This window comes from Brevundimonas sp., from assembly GCF_030704825.1.
Taxonomy (GTDB): Bacteria; Pseudomonadota; Alphaproteobacteria; order Caulobacterales; family Caulobacteraceae; genus Brevundimonas.
Genome location: NZ_JAUYNX010000014.1, coordinates 389,175 through 410,661 on the forward strand (window position 1 = coordinate 389,175; position 21,487 = coordinate 410,661).

Consider the following 21,487-nt stretch of genomic DNA (forward strand, 5'->3'; position numbering starts at 1 on the left):
TGATGTTCTCCCCACTTCGCCACGCCGGCTATCGCCACCTCTTCATTGCCCAGGTCTCGGCCTTGCTGGGGACCGGGATGGCGACCGTGGCGCTCGGGCTGCTGGCTTACGACCTCGCGGGCGCGAACGCGGGCGAAATCCTCGGCGCGGCCCTGGCGATCAAGATGATCGCCTATATCGGCGTGGCGCCGTTTGCGAGCGCACTTTCGGCCCGGCTGCCCAGGAAGGTGCTGCTGGTTTCTCTGGACGGGGTGCGCGCCGGCGTGGCCGCCGCCCTGCCGTTCGTCGGCGAGGCCTGGCAGGTCTACGCTCTGATGACCGTGCTCTATGTCGCTTCGGCCGCATTCACGCCGGCCTTCCAGGCGATGATCCCTGATCTGCTGCCGGACGAAGGGAAATATACCAAGGCCCTGTCTCTCTCGCGGCTCGCCGCCGACCTGGAAAGCGTCGCCAGTCCCGTGCTGGCGGCCCTGCTGCTGGCGGTAATGAGTTACAGCAACCTGTTCGCGGGCACTGCCGTGGGTTTCGTGGTATCCGCTCTGTTCGTGGTCACCGCTGTCCTGCCCAAGCTCGGCAAGGCGGCCCAGAAGCCCTTCCTGCAACGCCTCACCGGCGGCATGCGCCTGTTCGCCCTGACGCCGCGCCTGCGGGGCCTGCTGGCCATCAGCCTGGCGACCGCGGCGGGCGGAGCCATGGTGTTCGTCAACACCGTCGTTCTCGTTCAGTCGCGCTTTGGTCTCTCGGGCCAGGCGACGGCCTGGGCCCTGGCGGCGTTCGGCGGCGGCTCCATGACCGCGGCGGTGTTTCTGCCGCGACTGCTCGGTCGGCTGACCGACCGCTCGGCCATGGTGCTTGGCGCGGCGACGATGACCGGAGTGTTGCTGGCGGGGACCTGGTTGGCCGTGAGCTACGTCGCGCTGTTGGCGCTGTGGGTGATCATGGGCTTCGGATATTCGCTGACGATCACCCCGGCGGGGAGAGCTCTGCGCCGGTCATCCAACGCGGACGATCGGCCCGCGCTATTCGCGGCCCAGTTCGCCCTGTCCCACGCCTGCTGGCTGATCGCCTATCCCGTGGCGGGTCTGGTCAGCGCCGCGGTCGATCCGGGCGCGGCCTTCCTGGTGCTGGCGGGGCTGTGCGCGACCGGAACTGTCCTGGGCCTGCTGATCTGGCCCGCCCATGATCCCGAGAACCTTCCCCACAGCCATATGAATCTGCCGGCCGACGACCTTCACAGGCGTGAAGGCCGGGCGGGAGATGACGCGGACCACGCCCATCCCTTCGTCATCGACGAACGCCATGATCGTTGGCCGACGACGAAGGGGTGACCCGGTTGCTTAGACGACCCGTTTGATCTCGCTGTACGCGCCCTCGGTGACCAGGGTGATCGTCACGGGTTGGCCCGTGCGATTTCGCCAGAACCAGCCGTGGCTGCCGGTGAAGGCGGCGGTCAGTTCATCCTCGACCCGCTCGGCCGAGCCCTTGTTGTAGCCGTGATAGGCGGTTCCGGGCCGGTCGGCGTGGGTGTCGTAGTTGATCCGCCCGCCGCTGCTGGTCCAGGTGAAGCGCGCCGTGGCCCCGGCTTGCATCACCAGCTTGATCTCGGCGCCCTGGTCGGGGGCCAGGGTCAGGACAGTCCGGTCGGAGCGCAGAGCCGCCGGGGTCGCCAAGGCAGCGCCCGCCGGCGTCGGTGCCGCCGCCGTCGCGACGGGAAGCGAACCGCCTGTGGCGGCGGCCGTCGCTTCCGCGACGTCTTCGGCCTGGGCCTCGGCGGCGAGCGAGACCTTGATCCGGCCCATTTCGGTCAAGCCGAACAGTGAACCGACCCGGGTCGGATCGACGCCGTATTCGGCGGGGAGGACGACCGTGACGAGCAACCCCGTGGCGACCGCCACGGCGATGCCGGTGGACTTCAGCAGCTTGCGCGTCGAGGGCAGGTCCGCGTCGGTGGGTTTATTGGCGTTGTACATGATGAGGTCTCCGGTCAGACGACGAAGAAGCCGACGAGCTGATAGCCCGTCAGGATGAAGCCGAGAGTCATGAGGACGACGTTGGCGGCATAGGCGTGCCGCCAGAAACTGCCGGTCTTGCGCCAGAATCCCATGACGATGAGGATGGCGCCCAGGGCCAGAAGTTGGCCCGCCTCGACGCCGATGTTGAAGGCGACCAGATTGCCGATCAGTCCGTCCGGCGACAGGTTGAAGTCCTGCAGCTTGGTGGCGAGGCCGAAGCCGTGGAACAGGCCGAAAATCAGGGTCGCCCCCCTGGTGCTGGGCTGGAAGCCGAACCACCGCTGGAAGGCTCCGAGATTGTCGAGCGCCTTGTAGACCACCGACAGGCCGATGATGGCGTCGACCAGATAGCTGGACACGCTGATGTCGGTCAGCACGCCGAGCAGCAGGGTGGTGGAGTGGCCGATGGCGAACAGCGTCACATAGAGGCTGATGTCCTTCATCCGGTAGAGGAAGAAGATGACGCCGAGCAGGAACAGCAGGTGGTCGTAGCCGGTGACCATATGCTTGGCCCCCAGGTAGACGAACGGCCAGAACAGGAAGCCGGAGGTTTCCTGGATATAGCCCTTGTCGCCCTCGGCGACGCCATGGGCCAGCGCCTGACCCATGGCTCCGTCCATGAGGAAGAACAGCAGGACGGCGGCCAGCGCCATGGCCGGTGATTGAAGCCACGACCAGCGGTCGCGGCGATACGCAACTGTCATGAGAACCTTTCGAAGGTTTGGGGACGGAACGTGGAAGCCCTGGGTCCGCGGCGATCGCCGATCCCCGTCACTTCCGCCTGCCTTTGACGCGGAACGGCAGGTGGTCGAGCCAGGCGGGACGCGGGCGATCCTCGGGCCGGTCGCGGCCGTGCACCAGGCTGTAGAGGGCCGGGAGCACGAGCAGGGTTAGCAGGGTCGATGAGATGATCCCGCCGATGACCACAGTGGCCAGAGGCCGCTGCACCTCGGCCCCCGTTCCGACATTGAGCGCCATGGGCACGAAGCCCAGGCTGGCGACCAGGGCGGTCATCAACACCGGCCGCAGACGGGTCAGCGCGCCCTCGCGGATGGCTTCGGGAATCGGCTTGCCCTCCTCGATCAGGCCCCGGATGAAGCTGACCATGACGACGCCGTTGAGTACGGCGACGCCGGAGAGGGCGATGAAGCCGACGCCGGCCGAGATCGACAGCGGGAGATCGCGCATCATCAGGGCGGCCACCCCGCCGGTGAGCGCCAGGGGCACGCCGGAGAAGACGATCGCCGAGTCCTTCCACGAGCGGAACAGGGCGAACAGCAGGCCGAAGATCAGCAGCAGCACAGCCGGCACCACGACCTGAAGCCGTTTGGCTGCCGAGATCAGCTGTTCGAAGGTGCCGCCATAGGTGACCCAATAGCCGGCGGGGATTGTCACCTCGGTGTCGACCCGCTCCTGAACCTCCCCGATGAAGGAGCCCAGGTCGCGGTCGCGGACGTTGGACGTGACCACGATGCGGCGCTTGCCGTTCTCGCGACTGATCTGGTTGGGACCGACCGTGAGCTCGATCGTCGCCACTTCGGCGAGGGGCACGAACTGGCGCGCCTGCCCCTCGCTTGCCGGCAACGGGATCTGCAGGCGGCCGATGGCGTCGGTGTCGGCCCGCAGATCCTCGGGCAGTCGAACGACGACGTCGAAACGCCGGTCGCCCTCGAAGATCTGCCCCGCCGTCGTGCCGCCCATGGAGGTGGAGATGACCGACTGGACGTCGTTCACGCTCAGCCCCAGGCGCGCCATGGCGGCGCGGTTCGGGGTGATCTGGAGCACAGGCAGGCCGGTGATCTGTTCGGTCTGGGGATCGGCCGCGCCCTCGACGGTCGAGACGATGCCTTCGATCTCGGCGCCGAGCCTGAGCAGTTCGTCCAGATCGTCACCGAAGACCTTGATGGCGACGTCGGCGCGCACGCCCGAGAGCAGTTCGTTGAACCGCATCTGGATCGGCTGGGTGAACTCATATTTGCTGCCGGGTATTTCGTTCACGGCGGCTTCCATCTCCTCGACCAGCTGGCCGCGGGGCTTTCTCGGATCGGGCCAGTCGGAGCGGTCCTTCAGCATGATGAAGGTGTCGGCGACCGAGGGCGGCACCGGATCGGTGGCGACCTCGGCGGTCCCGATCTTGGCGACCACCCGCTCGACCTCGGGGAACTCGGCGATCCTGGCTTCCAGTGCGGTCTGCATCTGGATGGCCTGGCTCAGGCTGGTGCCGGGGATTCGCAGCGCATGCATGGCGATGTCCCCTTCGTCGAGATTGGGCACGAACTCCGAACCCATCCGTGAGGCGCCGAAGCCCGCCAGCAACACAAGCGCCACGGCGATGCCGATCATCAAACCCCGGGTCTTCAATGCGAAATCGAGCGCCGGCTGATAGCCCACCCGCGCCCAACGCATCACGAAGCTGTCCTTTTCCTCGACCTTGCCAGTGACGAACATGGCCACGGCCGCCGGCACGAAGGTCAGCGACAGGAGCAGGGCCGCCGTCAGGGCGATGACGACGGTGATCGCCATCGGGTGGAACATCTTGCCCTCTACCCCGGTCAGGCCGAAGATCGGCACATAGACCAGGGTGATGATCATCACCCCGAACAGCGACGGCCGGATGACCTCGCTGGAGGCCGAGGCCGCCAGATCGAAGCGTTCTTCCCGGGTCAGAATGCGGCCTAGGCGGTGCTGGGCCTCGCCGAACCGGCGCAGACAGTTCTCCACGATGATGACGGCCCCGTCGACGATCAGGCCGAAGTCGAGCGCGCCGAGGCTCATCAGATTGCCGGACGTGCCGGTCTGCACCATCCCGGTGATGGTCATCAGCATGGTGATCGGAATGACCGCCGCCGTGATCAACGCCGCCCGAATGTTGCCGAGCAGCAGGAACAGCACGACGACGACCAGCAGGGCGCCTTCCAGCAGGTTCTTCTCGACCGTGTGGATGGCGCGCTCGACCAGGTCTGTCCGGTCATAGACCGGCGATGCCGTCACCCCCTCGGGCAACGCGCGCGCGGCCTCCTCCAGGCTGACGGCGGCGGCCCGGGCCACCACACGGCTGTTCTCGCCGGCCAGCATCAGAACCGTGGCGAGCACGGTCTCCTTGCCATCTTCAGTCGCGGCCCCGGTGCGCAGTTCTTCGCCCATGCCCACGTCTGCGACATCGGCGATGCGGATCGGAACCCCGCCCCGCGTGGCGATGACGACATTGCCCAGATCCTCGGTGGTCGAAGCCTGACCTGGCACGCGGATCAGATACTGCTCGCCGAAGCGTTCGACATAGCCGGCGCCGACGTTGGCGTTGTTGTTGTCCAGCGCATCGACCACCTCGGCCATGGTCACGCCATAGGCGGAAAGACGATCGGGCTGGGGCGTGACGTGATACTGACGCTCATATCCGCCAATCGTGTTGACCTCGGTCACGCCCTTGGTGTTGCGCAGCTGCGGTCGGATCACCCAGTCCTGCAGGGTTCTCAGATCCTCGGTCGTATAGGGCTGTCCGTCCGGGCGACGCGCGTTCGGCGCGGCGTCGATCGTGTACATGAAGATTTCGCCCAGGCCGGTGGCGATGGGGCCGAGTTCGGGCGTAACGCCTGGGGGGAGCTGGCCGAGCGCGTTCTGAAGCCGCTCGTTGACCAGTTGGCGCGCGAAATAGATGTCGGTGCCGTCGTCGAAGATGACGGTGACCTGGCTCAGCCCGTAGCGCGAGACCGACCGGGTGTATTGCAGGCCCGGTACGCCCGCGACCGCCGTCTCGACGGGGAAGGTGATGCGTTGTTCGGCCTCCAGCGGCGAGTAGCCGGGAGCCTCGGTGTTGATCTGGATCTGGACGTTGGTGATGTCCGGCGTGGCGTCGATCGGCAGGCGCTGGAAACTCCAGACGCCGACCGCGCAGGCCAGAAGGACGAGCGCCATGACCCCCCAGCGGAAGCGGATCGACAGCGCGATGATGCGTTCAAGCATGGTCTGCGCGCCCCCTAGTGGTCATGGCTCGCGCCGGACTTGTCGATGTCCGCGCGAATGAGAAAGGCGCCGTCGACGACGTATTCGGTTCCGGGTTCGAGACCGCCCAGCACCTCGGTCCATTCCGGCGTGCGGCGGCCGAGTTCCAGCATCCGCACTTCATAGGTGTTGCCGACCTTGGCGTAGACGACCTGGAAATCGCGGAACGGCTGAATGGCCTTGGTCTGGACCGCCAGCGCAACTTCGCCCTGACCGACCTGGACCGCGCCCCGGACCCCCAGTCCCGGCCGCCAGACGCCGCCCTGATAGGGCAGCGCGACGTGGGCGACCAGGGTCTGACTCATGGGGTCGCTGGACGGCAGGACCGCCTCGATGACGCCGAGCGCGCGATGTTCGCCCGCCAGGCTGGTGATCTCGACGCGCTGGCCGACCCGGACGCGTTCGGCGTCGCGGGGATAGAGGAAGAATTCAGCGTGGAGCCGGGTCGGATCGCCGATGGTCAGCATCGGCTCGCCATTGCCCGTGATGGCGCCGGGGTTGACGTTCTTGGCCGTGATCATTCCCGAGATCGGGGCGGTGACGGAATAGGTCTGCAGACTGTCGCTGGACTCGACGCGCGCCAGCACCTGACCCCGCGAGACGCGCTGGCCCAGCTGGACGTTCATCGCCACCACCCGTCCCGGATAGCGCGCGTGGACTTCGCTCTGTCCCTCGGGCGTGATCTCGACCCGGCCGCTGAGCGGCAGGCTCTCGCCCAGCACCGCCCCGCCGGCTCTCTGCGTCGTGACCCCGCCTGCCCGGGCGGCGTCGGCGGTTATCACCGTGCGGCCCTCATAGGATGGATAGGTCCAGGTCGACCGCTTGCCCGCATGGGTCGCCGCCACCGAGACGTCGAACGAGTGCGGTTCGGCCACCACAGTGGGGCTCGCGAGATAGTCGGCGGTCGGCGTGAACGCGAAACGGTCGACCTTGGGCCCCAGCCGCGTCAGGGCGATGGAGGCCTGGACTTGTCGCGGATCCAGCGGCTTGTCCTTCAAGTAAGGGTAGAGGCGATAGAGCGGCTCGGGGCCCTCTTCAAAGATGGTGATCTCCAGGGAGAAGTCGCCGTCCCTGAGCAGGCGGCCGTTGTGCGGGCCCCGCTCATAGTCAGCGGCCTCCGCGGCCTCCGCGCCTTCGGCCTTTTCAGCCCCGCCCTGTCCGCAGGCTGAAACGCCGACCGCAAGGGCCAGCAATGACGCGGCGATCACGCGCCGCGAGGGAGTGTGACGGATCATGAGCGGATCTCCAGGCCGAGCAGGTCGGCGTGCGCGCCGGTCAGCCGGTCAAGGCGGGCGCGGTCGATGTGAAACTGTTTGAGAACCGCGACGCGGCGGGCCTTGGTAGCGAGAAGCGCGGTCTGGGCGGCGATGACGTCATTGTAGGTGAAACCGCCGCGCGCAAAGCCGTCGCGGACGAGGGCCACGGCGCGCTCGGCCTGAGGCAAGGTCTCGTTGGCGATGCGCTGCGCTTCCAGAGCCCGCGAGGCGAGAAGCACCTGTAGCCGGGCGATCTCGCGTTCCCGTTCCTGCCGGAGAGCCGCCATGTCGGCCTCGGCGGCGACGCCTTCGAACCTGGCGCGCTCAATGGCCCCCTCGTTTCGATCGTAGCGGCCGAGCGGGATGGACCCGCCGACCACCAGGCCAAGATCTTGCCCGTCCCAGAAGTGGCGGACGCCGACGCTGACCGTGGCGTCAGGGGTGGAGCGCGCCTGTTCCACGCGGACTCTGGCTTGAGCGACATCCCGCTGTGCGGCCAGAACCGCGAGGTCAATCCCGGAGGCCGGGCCTGCCATTTCTCGGGCGGCGCCCGTGTCCTCGAAGTCGGCCGGATCGAGAGAAAAATCCGGGGCGCCGATCCAGAACCGTCCGAGCGTGGCGCGGGCGAGCCGGGCCTGAATTCCGGCCTGGTCGAAGTCGATCTGGGCTTGAGCGAGTTCGGCCTCGGCGCGGGCGCCGGCGAACAGGGGATCGCGGGCCATGTCCACACGACGCTGCACTTCGATCTGGAAGCGTTCGGCCAGGGCGAGACGTTCACGAGCGATCTCAAGTTCGGCCTGGGCGAAAAGCGCTTCGGCCCAGGCGCGTTGCACCTGCTCTAGACGATCCAGTCGTCTGATCGCCGCTTCGGCCTGGACGACGGCGACTTCGCCCCGGGCCAGAGCCACCCGGGCCGGTCGATCGCCGCCCCGCTCAAACCGCTGCTCATAGGACAGGGTCGTCTCTGTGCGGTCGATGATGTTGCCGCCGCCCAGCGTCGGCAGGTTTTCGACCATCAAGCCCAGCGTCGGATTGGGCCGGACGTCGGCCTGGCGCACAGCGGCGTCGCCCGCGCGAACCCGCGCCTCCGCGCCGGGCAAGCCCGGATCGACGCCGGCGGCGCGCGCGAGCGCGCCCTCCAGGGTCAGGGCGGCCGCTTCCGTCGCGGCCGACGGCGGGGTCTGCGCGAGCGCAGGAAGAGACGGCAACGCCGCCAGTGGAAGCGCCAGCGCCGAAACGGCCGCCAGACGCGCCCACGATCCGGCCAGGCCGGTAATCGGGGTGTTCAAGGAAATCTCCGGAAAACGAGGTGCGCGCAGCCGAACGGCCGCGCCGGTTCAGACGACCGTGCGCATCCGTTTCGGAGGATATTCGGGCCCGTCCCGGCTCAGATCGCCCAAGGCCGGAGCCTCGCCGGGCGTACGGGCGGCAAGCCTGAAAGACAGGCCGTCATCTAGCGGATACTCGGCTCCCGGGAGCGCCCCGTGGCTGTCGCCGCCGACCTGGTGTCCGTGACCCAGGGGGCCTTCGTTATCGATGTCCTCGGGGGTGGCGTCGCCGGATTGATCGTCCGGCGCGACGTGGACATGATCCGCGATCTGGTCCGCCACCGTGTCGACTTCGACCAACGCTACGGCGGGCCAATCGGCGGCATGAGCCATGCCGTGCTGCGCATCCATCATGCCATGCAGCATCGTCACCGCCAGAAGAGCGGTGCACAGAAAGATGCAGAAGGAACGAATCGAATTTCGCAAACGGAATCCCCGACCGGCATCTACTCGCGGTGCGGCGCTCACGCAACCGAGGACTTCGGGACAGATCGACGCGCTGGCGGGCGTTCGCGCGACGCTCGCCCGGCCCACAGAGCATCAAGCCGCTCCGCCTTCTTTGCAACCGTCGCACCCCCGTCCTGCGACGTTGGCGCGATTGCGGTCGTGGCCGCCCGTGTTATAGGGCGGCACAAGACTCTCCTCGGTCAGGGATGGTTGGATGGCGGCGTTGCTTGCGTCGTTTCTGGCCCTGTTTGTCCTTGTGTCCGCCCTAGAGGCCGCGATTTGCGCCCCGAAGCGAGCGCTCACACCTCAGAGGCGGTCACCGAAGCCCCGACCGACCCCGTCGCCGCCGGTGATCCGGACAGCCACGCCATCTGCTCGCACGGCCATTGTCACCACGGTGGAGTCGCGACGACGCAGACCCCTTCTTCCCTGACGACGACGACCGATCAGGATGTCGCGCCTTGCGGCCTGCGGATTCTCTCGCATGGGGACCACACGCCTGCCGTGGCGGACGAAGGCCGTGCGAACCGCGCCCGTGCGGTGCCCGTCGACGCGGCGGTCAGCCCGTCAGTCCTTGTTCACCAACTTCACCGGCCGGGCGACGCGCTTGCGGACGTCGGGATGCGGCGCCCGCTGGATGGGATTTTCCCGCCGGAGCATGAGCCACGCTTCGATCTCGGCGAGATCCCAGACCACGCAGCGCGGCGTGAGCGCGAACCGCCGCGGAAACTGGCCGCGCTGTTCCATTTCCCAGATGGTGCTGTCCGCGAGCGGCACCATCTGGCGTAGTTCCGTCTTCTTGATCATGCGCCTGATGCGCGCTGCGCCTTGATCGGCCATTGTGATTTGATCCCCCCGAAAAGGCCGGTCGTAATCGAAAGTTGCGCATAGGACTAGCGGCGGGCCGGCGATCCGCGGCAGCCTTCTGGCGGACCGATTCCGACAACCGCGGGCTCTACGATCGCGCCTGCTGCGCCACCCGTCCGCTCTACTATCGCGATCAACCCTCCCGACGCCACTCCGCCGAGGATCGCCGAGCGGCAGTTCAGGGTTGAGAATCACGGGTTCTATGCGAAAACGCGCATAGAATAAAATTATGTCACGTTACGCATAATTCAATTCTATGCGCTAAGTCACATATTGCTATATTATGCGATTTCCCGCATAGTGATGGGAAGGAGACTCCCATGAACCGGATAGCTCGTTCCCCCGGCCAAGTTGGCAACCTCATACAGCGATTCAGAAAGCTGAAGGGGATGAGTCAGACAGAACTCGCCGAACGATCAGGCATGCGCCAAGAGCTGATTTCCAAGATCGAAAGCGGCCACAACGGCGCAAAAATCTCATCGATCTGCGATCTGCTCGCGGCGCTCGATCTGGAGATGACAATCGGTCCTCGATCGAAAAGCTCATCCACCGATATCGAGGACATCTTCTGATGGGGCGTCGCAAGACCCATGCGCCGCTCAATGTGCTCATCAACAATCGTCTGGTCGGGCGATTGGACAAAGAGCCGGGTGGCGCGATCGCGTTTCAGTACGATCAGAGCTGGCTGGACTGGCCGCCGCACTTCCCGATCTCGTTGTCGCTGCCGCCAAGGAAGGCCACCTTCCGGGGCGAGCGGGTTGTCGCGGTTTTCGACAACCTTCTGCCGGACAATCCGACGGTTCGCCGCCTCGTAGCTGAGAAGACGGGCGCGCAAGGCACGGATTCCTACAGTCTGTTGGAGCAGATCGGCCGCGACTGCGTGGGGGCCCTGCAGTTCCTGCCCGACGGAGTGGTGATCGACGCATTTCCGCCGATTGAAGGCGAGCCGGTCAGCGACGAAGAGATCGAGGCGATCCTGGCCAACCTCGCGCGCGCGCCGCTCGGCATCGATACCGAACAGGAGTTTCGGATTTCGGTGGCGGGCGCTCAGGAAAAAACGGCGCTGCTGTTTCATGAGGGCCGTTGGAAACGCCCAGTCGGCACGACGCCGACGACCCACATCCTCAAACCCCAGCTCGGAGAAATCCCGACGCCTTGGGGCATGATCGATCTGTCAAACAGCGTCGAGAATGAACACTACTGCTTGAAACTTCTCGAAGGGTTCGGCCTCCAGGTCGCTCAGACGGAAATGGCGACATTCGGCGCGCGCCGTGTTCTCGTCGTCGAGCGCTTTGATCGGCGCTGGCGAGGCGACAGCCAACTCCTGCGCCTTCCGCAGGAGGATTGCTGTCAGGCGCTGTCGATTCCTTCGAGCCGGAAGTATCAAAACCAGCAAGGGCCGAGCGCGGTCGATATCATGACGCTGCTTCAGGGAAGCGATGAGCCGCTCAGGGATCAGGCCGCCTTCCTCAAGAGTCAGATCATCTTCTGGCTGATCGGCGCCACCGACGGGCATGGCAAGAACTTCAGCGTCTTTATCCGTCCCGGCGGCCGCTTCGAGCTGACGCCGTTTTATGACGTTCTAAGTGCGCAGCCAGCCTTCGACGCAAAGCGAATCCCGCACAACAAATACACGCTGGCAATGTCGGTTGGAGCGAACCGCCATTACAAAATTCTCGACGTGCACGGTCGTCATTTTGTCGAGACAGCAAAGGAAGCCGGACTCGGTCAGGCGATCATCAGACAGGTTCTGGATGAAATCCGCCGTGATGCCCTCCCGGCGGCGGAACGTGCCCTTGGCCGCATGCCGGCAGACTTCCATGTCGACATCCACACATCGGTCGTGAACGCGATGACCGGACGCCTGCGGCAACTGGAAACGGCTTTAGAAGCGATATGAAGCGAAGGAGCCCGACATCATGACCGCGCGAACTGCTTGAGCTTCGCCGCATACCTGAGGGCGCAGTCGGCCGTCGAATAACATGGCCCTTCCTTCTCCTGTCGTAACCCCAACGCCAGCAGTTGAGGTCTCGAGGCTGCCAAGGCATGATCTCCCGAAGCTCACGTTACGACATTCGGCCGAATGAAGAGGGCTGGACCGTCCATGAGGTATGGACGGGCTGCCCAGCCGCCGTCGACGGCGCAGTCGAGAAGGGCTCGAGCTACAGACCGCCTATGCGTTGGCCGACGCACTGGCTTATCTGCCCGACCGTGGCGTGGGCGCCTAGTGATAGCCTCGGCGACCCCGCCCCCGCTGTCGGTTCGAATGATCCTGTCAGACTTACCGCTGAGGCTGCTCGAAGGTTACATCCCCTCCCAATGGGGCCCTCATGATGCGTCGGAGAGCGGTGGGCATGCGAGCTTTGGCCGAGCAGATCATGAAAAGCGTCGGAGCGCTGCCCGAAGGCTCGTCGATCACCACCGGATCGCTCCTGCACCTGGGAGGCCGTGCGGCGGTGCATAGGGCGCTATCGCGGCTGGCGCGCCGCAGCAGTTTGTTACGCGTCGGTCGAGGGCTCTACGTGTGCCCGTTGGAAACCCGCTTCGGCCTGAGAGCACCGTCGGTCGAGAAGGTCGCTCGCGCCATCAGCCAGCGACGAGGAGAGATCATCGTCACCCATGGCGCGGCGGCGGCGAACTCCCTGGGCCTAACAACCCAGGTGCCGATCCGCACAATCTATCTGACCAACGGGCCGAGCCGGCAACTCCGTGTCGACGGTCAGATCGTCGAGTTCAGGCATGCACCCGCATGGCAACTTTTACTCGCTGACCGGCCAGCCGGCGATGCAGTTCGGGCGCTGGCCTGGCTGGGTCCCGAGAAGGCTCAGACAGCAGTCGGGCCGCTGGAGCGAAAGCTGGGACCTTCGGCGTTCGGAGAACTGATTTTAGTCAGGCCGCATCTACCGGACTGGCTGGCCCGCGCGCTCAGTCAATTCCCTACTCGCGACTCACGCCCTGCCGAAGCGCCCTAAAGCGACTGCTTCGAGCGGTGAAAGACATCCGAGCGCCGGTCTTTTGAGGCAGGCGCGCTCGCAGATCGGCGGACGTTCCTTGCAGCGGGAGTTGCGGCGCGCGGGACGAACAGCAGGTCATCGCCGCGCGCAGCATTAACGGGGGGACGATGCGAGTATCAGGCGTCGGCGGACGGGCCGCTGGTGCTGGAGTTCGACGACCTTTGGTTCCGGTGCCCTTTCAAATCGCCGCCCGGCACCTGCCGGACTGAGGTCGCCGCCGGCCAGACGGGCGCCTTCGACGTTCACATGCGCCGCTGACCCTGTTCCGGCGGCCCGACTGGAGCAGCCGGAAAAGGCTTGCCGGGAATCACAATTCCATTAATTTGGAAATATGGAATCCGAAGACGCAATCCTGGCGCTCGCCGCCCTCGCCCAGTCCACCCGGCTGGAGACCTTCCGCCTGCTGGTGCGTCACGAGCCCGAGGGGCTGGCCGCCGGAGAGATCGCCAACCAGCTCGCCGTGCCGGCCAACACCATGTCGGCTCATCTCGGCGTCTTGTCGCGCTCAGGACTGATTACGTCCGAGCGCCACAGCCGGTGGATCGTCTATCGCGCCGATCTGGAGCGGATCGGCGGGATGGTGATGTTCCTGCTCAAGGATTGCTGCCAGGGCCGCTCGGAGTTGTGCGCGCCGCTCCTGGCCGAACTGGCGTGCTGCGACTGAGGCTCGATATGGACATCGTCATCTATCACAACCCCGCCTGCGGGACGTCGCGCAACGCGCTGGAGCTGATCCGCCACGTCGGTATCGAGCCGCATGTCGTTGAGTATCTGAAGACCCCGCCGTCGCGGACCATGGTCGCCTGGCTGGCCCAACGGTCCGGCAAGCCGCTGCGCGACCTGTTGCGCGAGAAGGGCACGCCCTTCGCCGAGCTGGGCCTAGCGGATCCCGGCCTGACGGACGATCAACTGCTCGACGCGATCGAGGCCCATCCGATCCTGCTCAATCGGCCCATCGTCGTCAGTCCTCTCGGTGTCGGCCTGTGCCGACCGTCCGAAGCCGTTCTGGACCTCCTGCCCGCCGATGATCTCAAGCCCTTCACCAAGGAGGACGGCGAGGTCATCATCGACGCCGCCGGACAGCGGGTGAAGCGATGATCGATACTCCCGTGGCGGACGCCTCGCCGCGTCGCCTGTCCTTTCTCGACCGCTGGCTGACGCTGTGGATCTTCGTGGCCATGGGTCTCGGCGTGGCTCTGGGGACGCTGGCTCCGGGCCTGCCGACCTGGGTCGACAGCCTCTCGATCGGCACGACCAACATCCCGATCGCCATCGGTCTGATCCTGATGATGTACCCGCCGCTGGCCAGGGTCCGGTACGAGGAGCTGCCGCGCGTCTTCGCCGACAGGCGGGTGCTGGCCCTGTCGCTGTTCCAGAACTGGGTGCTGGGCCCGGTGCTGATGTTCGCGCTGGCGGTGATCTTCCTGCGCGACCAGCCGGAATACATGACCGGCGTCATCTTGATCGGCCTGGCGCGCTGCATCGCCATGGTGCTGGTCTGGAACCAGCTGGCGCGGGGCGACAACCAGTATGTGGCCGGTCTCGTCGCCTTCAACTCGATCTTCCAAATCCTGTTCTTCAGCCTCTATGCCTGGGTGTTCCTCACGGTCCTGCCGCCCCTGCTCGGGCTGCAGGGCAGCGTGGTGGACGTCAGCGTCTGGACCATCGCCGGCGCGGTGCTGGTCTACCTCGGTCTTCCCTTCCTGGCCGGGTTCCTGACCCGGCGCAGCCTGATCGCCCGCCGGGGCGCGGACTGGTACGAGCGCCGCTTCCTGCCGCGCATCGGACCGATCACCCTGATCGCCCTGCTGTTCACGATCGTGGTGATGTTCAGCCTCAAGGGCGGCGAGGTGGTGGCCCTGCCGCTGGATGCGCTGCGCATCGCCATTCCGCTGACGATCTACTTCCTCGTCATGTTCGTGGTCAGCTTCCTCATGGGGCGGCTGATCGAGGCCGACTATCCGCGCACCACCGCCCTGGCCTTCACCGCGGCCTCGAACAATTTCGAGCTGGCCATCGCGGTGGCCATCGCGGCGTTCGGACTGACCTCGCCGGTCGCCTTCGCGGCCGTCATCGGCCCCCTGGTCGAGGTGCCGGTGCTGATCCTGCTGGTCTCGGTGGCGCTCTGGATGGGCCGGCGCTGGTTCCCGGACACGGCCCCGCCGAAGGACGCCGGCTGATGGTCAGTCTGCATCTCCTGGACGCCGATGACGCCGGCCTGCTCGCGACCCTGCGAGGCGCGGGCCTGCCGGAGCCGGGCGCCGGCCGCTACTTCAGCGCCGACCACTACGGCGCCCTGACGGGTTATGTGGGGCTGGAAGGTGAGGGGCGGGATCTGTTGCTTCGCTCCCTGGTCGTGCTCGCGGGCCGGAAGGGGGCGAGGTCTGGGAAGCCGGCTGCTGGCCGCCGCCGAGAGCGTCGCCCGGGACCTGGGCGGCGAACGTCTCCATCTGCTCACGACCACGGCCGAACCCTTCTTCACCCGACACGGCTTCCTCGCCGCCGATCGGGAAGCCGCGCGCCGCGATCCGGCGAACCCGCGAGTTCGCGGACCTCTGCCCGGCATCGGCCGCCTATCTGACCAAGGACCTGTGATGACCTTCGCCCGCCTGCGATCGCTGCCGGATCAGGAACATCTTCCGGCTCTGGACGCGGCCTATCTGTCCGCCGATCCGGCCCGCGGCCTGGGCCCGCACGACCACCCGCCGCGCATCCTGCTTCTCTACGGGTCGCTGCGCGAGCGGTCCTACTCGCGTCTCTGCGTCGAGGAAGCGGCCCGCCTGCTGCGACGGATGGGATGCGAAACCCGCATCTTCGACCCCTCCGACCTCCCCCTGCCGGGCGCGTCCGTCGACGACGACCACCCGGCGGTGCGCGAGTTGCGCGAGCACGCCTTCTGGTCGGAGGGCATGGTCTGGTGCAGTCCGGAACGGCACGGCCAGGTCTCCGGCGTCATGAAGCTGCAGATCGATCACCTGCCGTTGAGCCTGGGCGGGATGCGCCCGACCCAGGGCCGGACGCTCGCCGTCATGCAGGTGTCCGGCGGATCGCAGAGCTTCAACGCCGTCAACACCCTGCGCCTGCTCGGACGCTGGATGCGAATGATCACCATCCCGAACCAGTCGAGCGTGGCCAAGGCCTTCCAAGAGTTCGACGAGGCCGGCCGCATGAAGCCCTCGGCCTATTATGAGCGCATCGTCGACGTGATGGAGGAGTTGGTGCGCTTCACCGTCCTGACCCGGCCGCACGCCGTCCAGCTCGTGGACCGCTATTCGGAGCGCAAGGCGGCCGGGGTTCCGGTCGATGCCGCCTCAGATCTCTCCGCCATCGCCATCGCCCGTCAGGCCTGACGTCGCCTTGAGCACGACGAACAACCCCGCGCCTCGCGTTGATGTTCAGGGGCTTCCCAGCTTCCTACGGACGCTGACCTGGCGCCTCGGCGGCGCCTTGAGGCGTCGCAAGGTTTGCGAAGGTCGTAACTCGCCACTTCTGGCGAAATAAGCAGGTTTTCGGCGGTAACTCGCCAGAACTGGCGAGTTGCATCATCCCTGTCGAGACGCGCCCGCTCGGGCGGAGCCGCCCGATGTGGTGGCTCCGCCGACGCGATGTGGAGCCGCCTATCCTCGATCGACCAGGGAGTAGCTCGTGCTGCGTCCGCCGCCGTCATCCTTCACAAGGATTCCACGGTCCATCAGATCGTTGATGTCGCGCAAGGCCGTGTCGGGCGAGGACTTCGTCAGCACGGCCCATTTGGTCGAGGTGAGCTTGCCTTCGAAGCCGTCGAGCAGCCGGTTGATGACCGTGCTCTGGCGCTCGCTCAACGTCTGACCTGCGAGCGCCTCCCAGAAGCGCGCCTTGCGCATCACATGGGTCAGGGTGGCTTCCGCGCCGTCGAACGCGCGATCGAGGCAGCCGAGGAACCAGTCCAGCCAGAGGGTCACATCGAGCGCGCCTTTCTGGGTCGTCTCCAGGGTGGCGTAGTAGTCTTTGCGCTCCAGCCGGATCTGGGCGGACATGCTGTAGAAGCGCTGGGCGCTTTTCTCGGAGCGGGCGAGCGCCATGTCGGCGATCGCCCTCGCGATCCGGCCGTTCCCGTCGTCGAACGGGTGGATGGTCACGAACCACAGGTGGGCGATCGCGGCCTTGAGGACCGGGTCAGTCCGCGGCTCGCCGTTGAACCAGTCGAGGAACGCCCGCATCTCGTCCTGCAAACGGGCGGCGGGGGGCGCTTCATAGTGCACGCGCTCCCGTCCGAAAGGGCCTGAGACGACCTGCATCGGGCCGGAGCTCTCGTTGCGCCAGGCGCCTACGACTATCTTGGTCATGCCGCTGCGCCCGGTCGGAAACAGGGCGGCGTGCCAGGCGAACAGTCGTTCCTCGGTAAGCGGAGACGCAAAGTTCTGGGTCGCGTCGAGCATCATCTCGACCACGCCGTCGACGTTGCGGTCCGCGGGAGCGAGGGCCCCGATATCCATGCCGAGGCGGCGCGCGATCGAGGATCGCACCTGATCCTTGTCGAGCAACTCGCCCTCGATCTCACTGGATTTCAGGACATCTTCGGTGAGGGTTTCGAGAACCGCTTCAGCGCGCAGGTCGAAGCCGAGCGTGTGCATCCGGCCGAGCAGAAGGCCTTGGCGGTGACGGACGGCTGCGAGACGATCGGCGAGCGCGTCTGCGCGCCAGTCCAGACGGGGCCAGCCTTCGATTTCGTGGATGTATTGCGCCATTCCCCGCACTCCTTGCGGAGAATATGGGCGTTATTCGCCGCAAGGACAAGGCCATTCTCCGCGTGAAATGCGGAGAATGGGGTTCTTAATCTCCGCATACCGGCTTCGACGTTGAGGGCTCGACTGTAGCACACCACCGGCTGCAGCCCCGAACCTCCGGTATCCGCCGACCGTGCGGGTATCGGCGCCGTCGTCCCCAGGCGCCTCCCAAGCCTTTGCCGACGGGCCGCGGTCTCAGGGCCGCAGACGGAGACGGCCGCTCAATGGGCGGGACGGGCGGCCTTCGGCGCCGAGGTCCGGGCAAAGCCGACCGCGAGGATGACGATCGTCAGCAGCTGAACGGCGACGCCTTCGACCGTCGGGTAGAGGCCGAGGATCTCCACGCGGGGAATCCAGGCCAGCGGATGGACATCGAGCCAGCCGGCCTCCTGCAGCGCCGCCACCCCCTTGCCGACAAGGATGACCGACAGAACGGCCATGAGGATCGAGCTCAGGGAGAAGAACTGGCCGATTGGCAGGCGTTTGCTGTAGGCCAGCAGGGCCCAGGCCACCACGGCCAGGATCGCCACCGCCGTCAGGGCGCCGGCCAGCATGCCGAGGTGGCCGCCCTGGCTCCAGATCGCCGCGTAAAACAGGATGGTCTCGAAGACCTCGCGGTAGACCACCACGAAGGCGAGCAGGAACAGGAACCAGGCCGAGCGCCTCGAAAGCGCCGCGGAGAGCTTGTCGCGGATATAGGTCTGCCAGGCGTCGGCGTGCGACTTGCCATGCATCCAGATGCCGACCGAGACGAGCACGACGGCCGCCAGAAGCGAGCCGAACCCTTCGGTGAGCTCCCGGCTGGCGCCGCTGATGGAGATGAAGAAGGTCGCGGCCGCCCAGGTCGCGCCGCCGGCCGCCAGGGCGGCGACCCATCCGCCATGGACGTAGCGCAGCACCTCGGGCCGGTCGGCCTTCCTGAGGAAGGCGATCATCGCCACGACGATGAGCAAGGCCTCCAGACCTTCGCGAAGCAGGATGGTGAAGGCGCCGAGGAAGCTGGCGAGATTGTCGGCCTCCTGGGGCGCGAGCGCGCGCTCGGCGGTGTCCAGCAGGGCGTTCAATCGGGCGACGCGGTCCGCGACCTCTTCGGGCGGCGCGCCCTTGCTGATCGAGGCGCGGAGTTCGGTCATGGCCGTTTCGACCCGACGCAGCAGCGCGCCGTCCCGGGCGCCGAGCGCCGGCTCCACCGGTTCGAAGCCGTCGAGATAGGCCGAGAGGGCGAGGTCCGTGGCGGTCTTGCGGTCGCCCCGGCGATAGGCGGCTTCGCTTTCCGCCAGACGCGTCCGGGCCAGGGTCAGGGTCGCGCCCTCGGGACGGGCCGTCGCCTCGGGGTGACGACGCAGATAGGCCGTGACCGCCCGCGCCCTGGTTTCGCCGATCCGGCTCGCCAGATCCGCCGGCGTCGCCTGGGTGACGGCGGCCAGATCGGGGTAGGCGGCGCGGATCGCCGGGTCGCTTTCCCACAGACGTTGGCCTTCGGCGGCCTCGGCGTCGGTGAAGGCGAAACGGCCCACATAGAAGGCCAGGGCCCAGCGGTCCTCGGCCGGAAGGTGCGCGAAGCTGGCCATCGCCGTGCCGTCGAGGCCCTGGTCGATCACCTGATAGAGGCCGAACACGCTGCGCTGGCGGGCGCGCTCCACATCGGCGAAGGCGATCGGAGGCGGATCAAGCCCTTCGGCGCCGGCGCCGTCGGCGCGGCCCGTGACGCCGTGGCAGACCGCGCATTGCTCGGCATAGAGCGTCGCGCCGCGGGCCAGATCGGGCGGGAAGGAGGGCGCGAGCGGGCTCGGATAGGCCGTCAGCACCGCGGCGGCCAAGGCTTTCGCCTGGTCGCCGACGACGCGCGGGTCGGCCTTGTCGCGGATGGCGCCGTGCAGGGCGACGGCGTCCCTCACCAGACCGGCCTTGGCCGGGTTGGCCGGCAGGGCGTCCAGGCGCGTCCGGATCTGGCCGCCGAACTCGACCATCTCGCCGTATTCCGCCGGGTTGGTCACCTGGCCGTTCGCGACGGCGCCGGCGTAGTCGACCGCCACATAGTCGAGCAGTCGCCAGGCGACCTGGGCTTCGGCGGCGGACGACGGCGCTTGGGCCAAGGCAGGCGCGGCCAGCCCCGAGGCGAACAGCAGCAGAGCGAGCAGGCGGAGCAAAGAATGCATGGGGAACCTGATTGTGAGCGCCTCGCAATAGCAGTCGAGCCGCGAGACTGTCGCGCTTAAACGGACGCCGAGTGATCGTGCAGGGCCTCGATCACCTTGCAGGCCGAGACCCGCCCTCCGGCGCATTCCGCCGTCATCCGGGAAAGCTCGCGCTGGAGGGCTTTGAGCTGCGCGATCTTCTGCTTCACCTCCGCGAGGTGACGCTCGGCGATGATGTTCGCCTCGGCGCAGGGCCGGTCCGGATGATCGGACAGGTCCAGCAGGGAGCGAATCGAGTCCAGATCAAACCCCAGCTGACGCGCATGTCGGATGAACGAGAGGCGGCGCTCGGCGTCGTCGTCGTACATGCGCCGGTCGCTCGCGGTGCGCGGCGGCGCGGGAAGCAGTCCGATCTCTTCGTAGAACCGGATAGTCGGAATCTTGACGCCGGTGGCGGCGGCGAGCTTGCCGATCGGGCGCAGCCCGGACGAGACAGGGGAGGGCGGGGTCATCGCGCCACCATGGGTCGGAAGCCTGATGAACAGAAGCCGAAAGGCGGGAGGGTCATCTTCGACCGGATCATCGGCCAAGCGCCAGCAGGACGAGGGTGATGCCGAAGGCGCCGATCGTGGAGGCGCCGGTGAGCGCCATGCCGAAGGCGCGGGCGCCTGCGCCCCTGGCGTAGCCAATCGCGAACAGCACCCGGCCGACCAGATAGAGGGCGACCAGAACCGGCAGCAGGATCATCTCCTCGCCCTGCAGGACGGTGGCCAGGATCAGGTGGGCGCCGACCGCCAGGACGGTCTGTTCGAGGGAGTTCTGAAGCACGGCGGCCGGCACGGCGAGCCGGGCGCTGGGCGGGCCATAGGCGGCGCCCGCCCGGTCGGCGTCCGAGCGATAACGAATGCTGGCGACGGTCCGGAGGCAGCCGCCAAGCCACAGGAACACCAGTAGATCCGCCTTCAGGGCGTAGGCGAGCCGATCGGCGGTGGCCATGCCCGTCGAGGCGCCCAGCAGCGACGGCGGAAGCCACAGCCAGGCCAGCGCCACAACGGCGGCGGTCAGGCCTACAGCGAGCGCCGACCCGACCCGGATGGCCTTTTGTTCGGCGGAAGGCGTCATAGCGCGCTCCGTCCCTGGATCGGTGACGAGGCCTGGCCGTTCACGCCTCGGGCCGTCATCAGCAGCAAGCCCACGCCGCAAACAATGGCCGCATCGGCCAGGTTGAACGTAGGCCAGTGGGCGGCGCCCCAATGCAGATCGATGAAGTCGGTCACCGCGCCGAACCGGAGGCGATCGACCAGATTTCCGAAGGCTCCGCCGACGAGAAGGCCCGCGGCCGCCGCGGTCAGAGGGCTGCGGGTCCGCCAGATCCACGCCAGCAGGGCGCCGATGATCAGCAGGGTGACGCCGCTCAAGGCCCAGCGGCCCGCGGCGCCGGCGTCGGCGAACAGGCCGAAGGTGACGCCCGGATTGAATCCCAGCCGCAGCGTCAGGAAGGGTGTGAGGTCCACCGCGGTCTCGAGTCGGGCGCGCGCCAGCACCTTGGCCGCCTGGTCGATGGCGGCGATCACGGCGGCGAGCGCGAGCGCAGTCGCCTGGAGACGGCCTGGGCCGCGACGCGCCGGGAACACTGTGATCATGGGGTCTCCTGTTGCCG

Annotated in this window: 20 protein-coding genes and 1 pseudogene; 9 read left to right on the top strand and 12 right to left on the bottom strand. The window is 67.0% G+C overall.

The window, feature by feature from the left end:
* Nucleotides 1-2: 2 nt before the first annotated feature.
* Nucleotides 3-1,328: an MFS transporter gene (locus tag Q8Q71_RS07265; RefSeq protein WP_305758952.1), complete on the top strand. Its 1,326-nt coding sequence runs from the start codon at nt 3-5 to the stop codon at nt 1,326-1,328.
* 9 nt (nt 1,329-1,337) lie between these two features.
* On the opposite strand, the gene Q8Q71_RS07270 is transcribed toward Q8Q71_RS07265, so the two are convergent.
* The 7 genes from Q8Q71_RS07270 to Q8Q71_RS07300 all read right to left on the bottom strand — a co-directional run bounded on the left by Q8Q71_RS07270 (nt 1,338) and on the right by Q8Q71_RS07300 (nt 9,882).
* Nucleotides 1,338-1,970 (bottom strand): transmembrane anchor protein, encoded by a 633-nt coding sequence (locus Q8Q71_RS07270; protein ID WP_305758953.1) that lies wholly within the window; start codon nt 1,968-1,970, stop codon nt 1,338-1,340.
* Between the two features lie 14 nt (nt 1,971-1,984).
* Nucleotides 1,985-2,665: a HupE/UreJ family protein gene (locus Q8Q71_RS07275; RefSeq protein ID WP_349255506.1), complete on the bottom strand. Its 681-nt coding sequence runs from the start codon at nt 2,663-2,665 to the stop codon at nt 1,985-1,987.
* A gap of 118 nt (nt 2,666-2,783) precedes the next feature.
* Nucleotides 2,784-5,972 carry an efflux RND transporter permease subunit gene (locus Q8Q71_RS07280; RefSeq protein WP_305758955.1) on the bottom strand — a complete coding sequence of 1,063 codons (3,189 nt, stop codon included), beginning with the start codon at nt 5,970-5,972 and terminating at the stop codon, nt 2,784-2,786.
* A gap of 14 nt (nt 5,973-5,986) precedes the next feature.
* A complete protein-coding gene (locus Q8Q71_RS07285; protein ID WP_291838481.1) occupies nt 5,987-7,246 on the bottom strand; it encodes an efflux RND transporter periplasmic adaptor subunit in 1,260 nt (419 codons plus the stop codon).
* The gene (locus tag Q8Q71_RS07290; RefSeq protein ID WP_291838478.1) at nt 7,243-8,556 is read right to left on the bottom strand and encodes a TolC family protein; all 1,314 of its coding nucleotides are present in this window, start codon (nt 8,554-8,556) and stop codon (nt 7,243-7,245) included. The genes Q8Q71_RS07285 and Q8Q71_RS07290 overlap by 4 nt, the downstream gene beginning before the upstream one ends.
* 48 nt (nt 8,557-8,604) lie before the next feature.
* Nucleotides 8,605-9,021, bottom strand: a complete 417-nt coding sequence (locus Q8Q71_RS07295) for a hypothetical protein (protein ID WP_305758956.1) — start codon at nt 9,019-9,021, stop codon at nt 8,605-8,607.
* 588 nt (nt 9,022-9,609) lie between these two features.
* Entirely contained in the window at nt 9,610-9,882 is a 273-nt protein-coding gene (locus tag Q8Q71_RS07300) for an AlpA family transcriptional regulator (protein WP_291838472.1), read from the bottom strand.
* 347 nt (nt 9,883-10,229) lie between these two features.
* On the opposite strand from Q8Q71_RS07300, the gene Q8Q71_RS07305 reads away from it, so the two are divergent.
* The 8 genes and pseudogenes from Q8Q71_RS07305 to arsH all read left to right on the top strand — a co-directional run bounded on the left by Q8Q71_RS07305 (nt 10,230) and on the right by arsH (nt 16,273).
* Entirely contained in the window at nt 10,230-10,481 is a 252-nt protein-coding gene (locus tag Q8Q71_RS07305) for a helix-turn-helix domain-containing protein (RefSeq protein WP_291838469.1), read from the top strand.
* Complete coding sequence (locus tag Q8Q71_RS07310; RefSeq protein WP_291838466.1) at nt 10,481-11,809, top strand: type II toxin-antitoxin system HipA family toxin; 1,329 nt, start codon at nt 10,481-10,483, stop codon at nt 11,807-11,809. The genes Q8Q71_RS07305 and Q8Q71_RS07310 overlap by 1 nt, the downstream gene beginning before the upstream one ends.
* A 454-nt stretch (nt 11,810-12,263) precedes the next feature.
* A complete protein-coding gene (locus tag Q8Q71_RS07315; protein WP_291838464.1) occupies nt 12,264-12,881 on the top strand; it encodes a DUF6088 family protein in 618 nt (205 codons plus the stop codon).
* Between the two features lie 373 nt (nt 12,882-13,254).
* Entirely contained in the window at nt 13,255-13,587 is a 333-nt protein-coding gene (locus tag Q8Q71_RS07320; protein ID WP_291838461.1) for a helix-turn-helix transcriptional regulator, read from the top strand.
* Nucleotides 13,588-13,595: 8 nt separating this feature from the next.
* Nucleotides 13,596-14,021 carry an arsenate reductase (glutaredoxin) gene (gene arsC / locus Q8Q71_RS07325; protein WP_291837125.1) on the top strand — a complete coding sequence of 142 codons (426 nt, stop codon included), beginning with the start codon at nt 13,596-13,598 and terminating at the stop codon, nt 14,019-14,021.
* A complete protein-coding gene (arsB, locus tag Q8Q71_RS07330; protein WP_291837122.1) occupies nt 14,018-15,103 on the top strand; it encodes an ACR3 family arsenite efflux transporter in 1,086 nt (361 codons plus the stop codon). Before arsC ends, arsB begins: the two co-directional genes overlap by 4 nt.
* A 126-nt stretch (nt 15,104-15,229) precedes the next feature.
* Nucleotides 15,230-15,358: pseudogene (locus Q8Q71_RS07335) on the top strand (hypothetical protein); the annotation flags it as partial.
* Nucleotides 15,359-15,517: 159 nt separating this feature from the next.
* Complete coding sequence (arsH, locus tag Q8Q71_RS07340; protein ID WP_305759020.1) at nt 15,518-16,273, top strand: arsenical resistance protein ArsH; 756 nt, start codon at nt 15,518-15,520, stop codon at nt 16,271-16,273.
* A gap of 267 nt (nt 16,274-16,540) precedes the next feature.
* Here arsH and Q8Q71_RS07345 read toward each other — a convergent pair whose 3' ends face one another.
* From Q8Q71_RS07345 to lspA, 5 genes are all read right to left on the bottom strand, one after another.
* On the bottom strand, nt 16,541-17,650 hold the full coding sequence (locus Q8Q71_RS07345) for a Fic family protein (protein ID WP_305758957.1): 1,110 nt from the start codon (nt 17,648-17,650) through the stop codon (nt 16,541-16,543).
* Between the two features lie 260 nt (nt 17,651-17,910).
* Entirely contained in the window at nt 17,911-19,848 is a 1,938-nt protein-coding gene (locus Q8Q71_RS07350; RefSeq protein ID WP_305758958.1) for an FTR1 family protein, read from the bottom strand.
* A gap of 56 nt (nt 19,849-19,904) precedes the next feature.
* On the bottom strand, nt 19,905-20,309 hold the full coding sequence (locus Q8Q71_RS07355; protein ID WP_305759021.1) for a helix-turn-helix domain-containing protein: 405 nt from the start codon (nt 20,307-20,309) through the stop codon (nt 19,905-19,907).
* Nucleotides 20,310-20,406: 97 nt separating this feature from the next.
* Nucleotides 20,407-20,949, bottom strand: a complete 543-nt coding sequence (locus Q8Q71_RS07360) for an MAPEG family protein (protein ID WP_305758959.1) — start codon at nt 20,947-20,949, stop codon at nt 20,407-20,409.
* Nucleotides 20,946-21,470, bottom strand: coding sequence for a signal peptidase II (gene lspA / locus Q8Q71_RS07365; RefSeq protein ID WP_305758960.1), 525 nt, complete (start codon nt 21,468-21,470; stop codon nt 20,946-20,948). Before lspA ends, Q8Q71_RS07360 begins: the two co-directional genes overlap by 4 nt.
* Nucleotides 21,471-21,487: the final 17 nt, after the last annotated feature.

Excerpts from the sequence above, each read along its gene's own strand:
- Q8Q71_RS07310 (WP_291838466.1), top strand. The coding sequence starts at position 10,481 with ATGGGGCGTCGCAAGACCCATGCGCCGCTCAATGTGCTCATCAACAAT.
- Q8Q71_RS07345 (WP_305758957.1), bottom strand. The coding sequence starts at position 17,650 with ATGGCGCAATACATCCACGAAATCGAAGGCTGGCCCCGTCTGGACTGG.
- arsC (WP_291837125.1), top strand. The coding sequence starts at position 13,596 with ATGGACATCGTCATCTATCACAACCCCGCCTGCGGGACGTCGCGCAAC.
- Q8Q71_RS07300 (WP_291838472.1), bottom strand. The coding sequence starts at position 9,882 with ATGGCCGATCAAGGCGCAGCGCGCATCAGGCGCATGATCAAGAAGACG.
- Q8Q71_RS07275 (WP_349255506.1), bottom strand. The coding sequence starts at position 2,665 with ATGGCGCTGGCCGCCGTCCTGCTGTTCTTCCTCATGGACGGAGCCATG.
- Q8Q71_RS07350 (WP_305758958.1), bottom strand. The coding sequence starts at position 19,848 with ATGCATTCTTTGCTCCGCCTGCTCGCTCTGCTGCTGTTCGCCTCGGGG.
- Q8Q71_RS07360 (WP_305758959.1), bottom strand. The coding sequence starts at position 20,949 with ATGACGCCTTCCGCCGAACAAAAGGCCATCCGGGTCGGGTCGGCGCTC.
- arsB (WP_291837122.1), top strand. The coding sequence starts at position 14,018 with ATGATCGATACTCCCGTGGCGGACGCCTCGCCGCGTCGCCTGTCCTTT.
- Q8Q71_RS07265 (WP_305758952.1), top strand. The coding sequence starts at position 3 with ATGTTCTCCCCACTTCGCCACGCCGGCTATCGCCACCTCTTCATTGCC.
- lspA (WP_305758960.1), bottom strand. The coding sequence starts at position 21,470 with ATGATCACAGTGTTCCCGGCGCGTCGCGGCCCAGGCCGTCTCCAGGCG.
- Q8Q71_RS07270 (WP_305758953.1), bottom strand. The coding sequence starts at position 1,970 with ATGTACAACGCCAATAAACCCACCGACGCGGACCTGCCCTCGACGCGC.
- Q8Q71_RS07285 (WP_291838481.1), bottom strand. The coding sequence starts at position 7,246 with ATGATCCGTCACACTCCCTCGCGGCGCGTGATCGCCGCGTCATTGCTG.
- Q8Q71_RS07315 (WP_291838464.1), top strand. The coding sequence starts at position 12,264 with ATGCGAGCTTTGGCCGAGCAGATCATGAAAAGCGTCGGAGCGCTGCCC.
- Q8Q71_RS07305 (WP_291838469.1), top strand. The coding sequence starts at position 10,230 with ATGAACCGGATAGCTCGTTCCCCCGGCCAAGTTGGCAACCTCATACAG.
- arsH (WP_305759020.1), top strand. The coding sequence starts at position 15,518 with ATGACCTTCGCCCGCCTGCGATCGCTGCCGGATCAGGAACATCTTCCG.
- Q8Q71_RS07280 (WP_305758955.1), bottom strand. The coding sequence starts at position 5,972 with ATGCTTGAACGCATCATCGCGCTGTCGATCCGCTTCCGCTGGGGGGTC.
- Q8Q71_RS07320 (WP_291838461.1), top strand. The coding sequence starts at position 13,255 with ATGGAATCCGAAGACGCAATCCTGGCGCTCGCCGCCCTCGCCCAGTCC.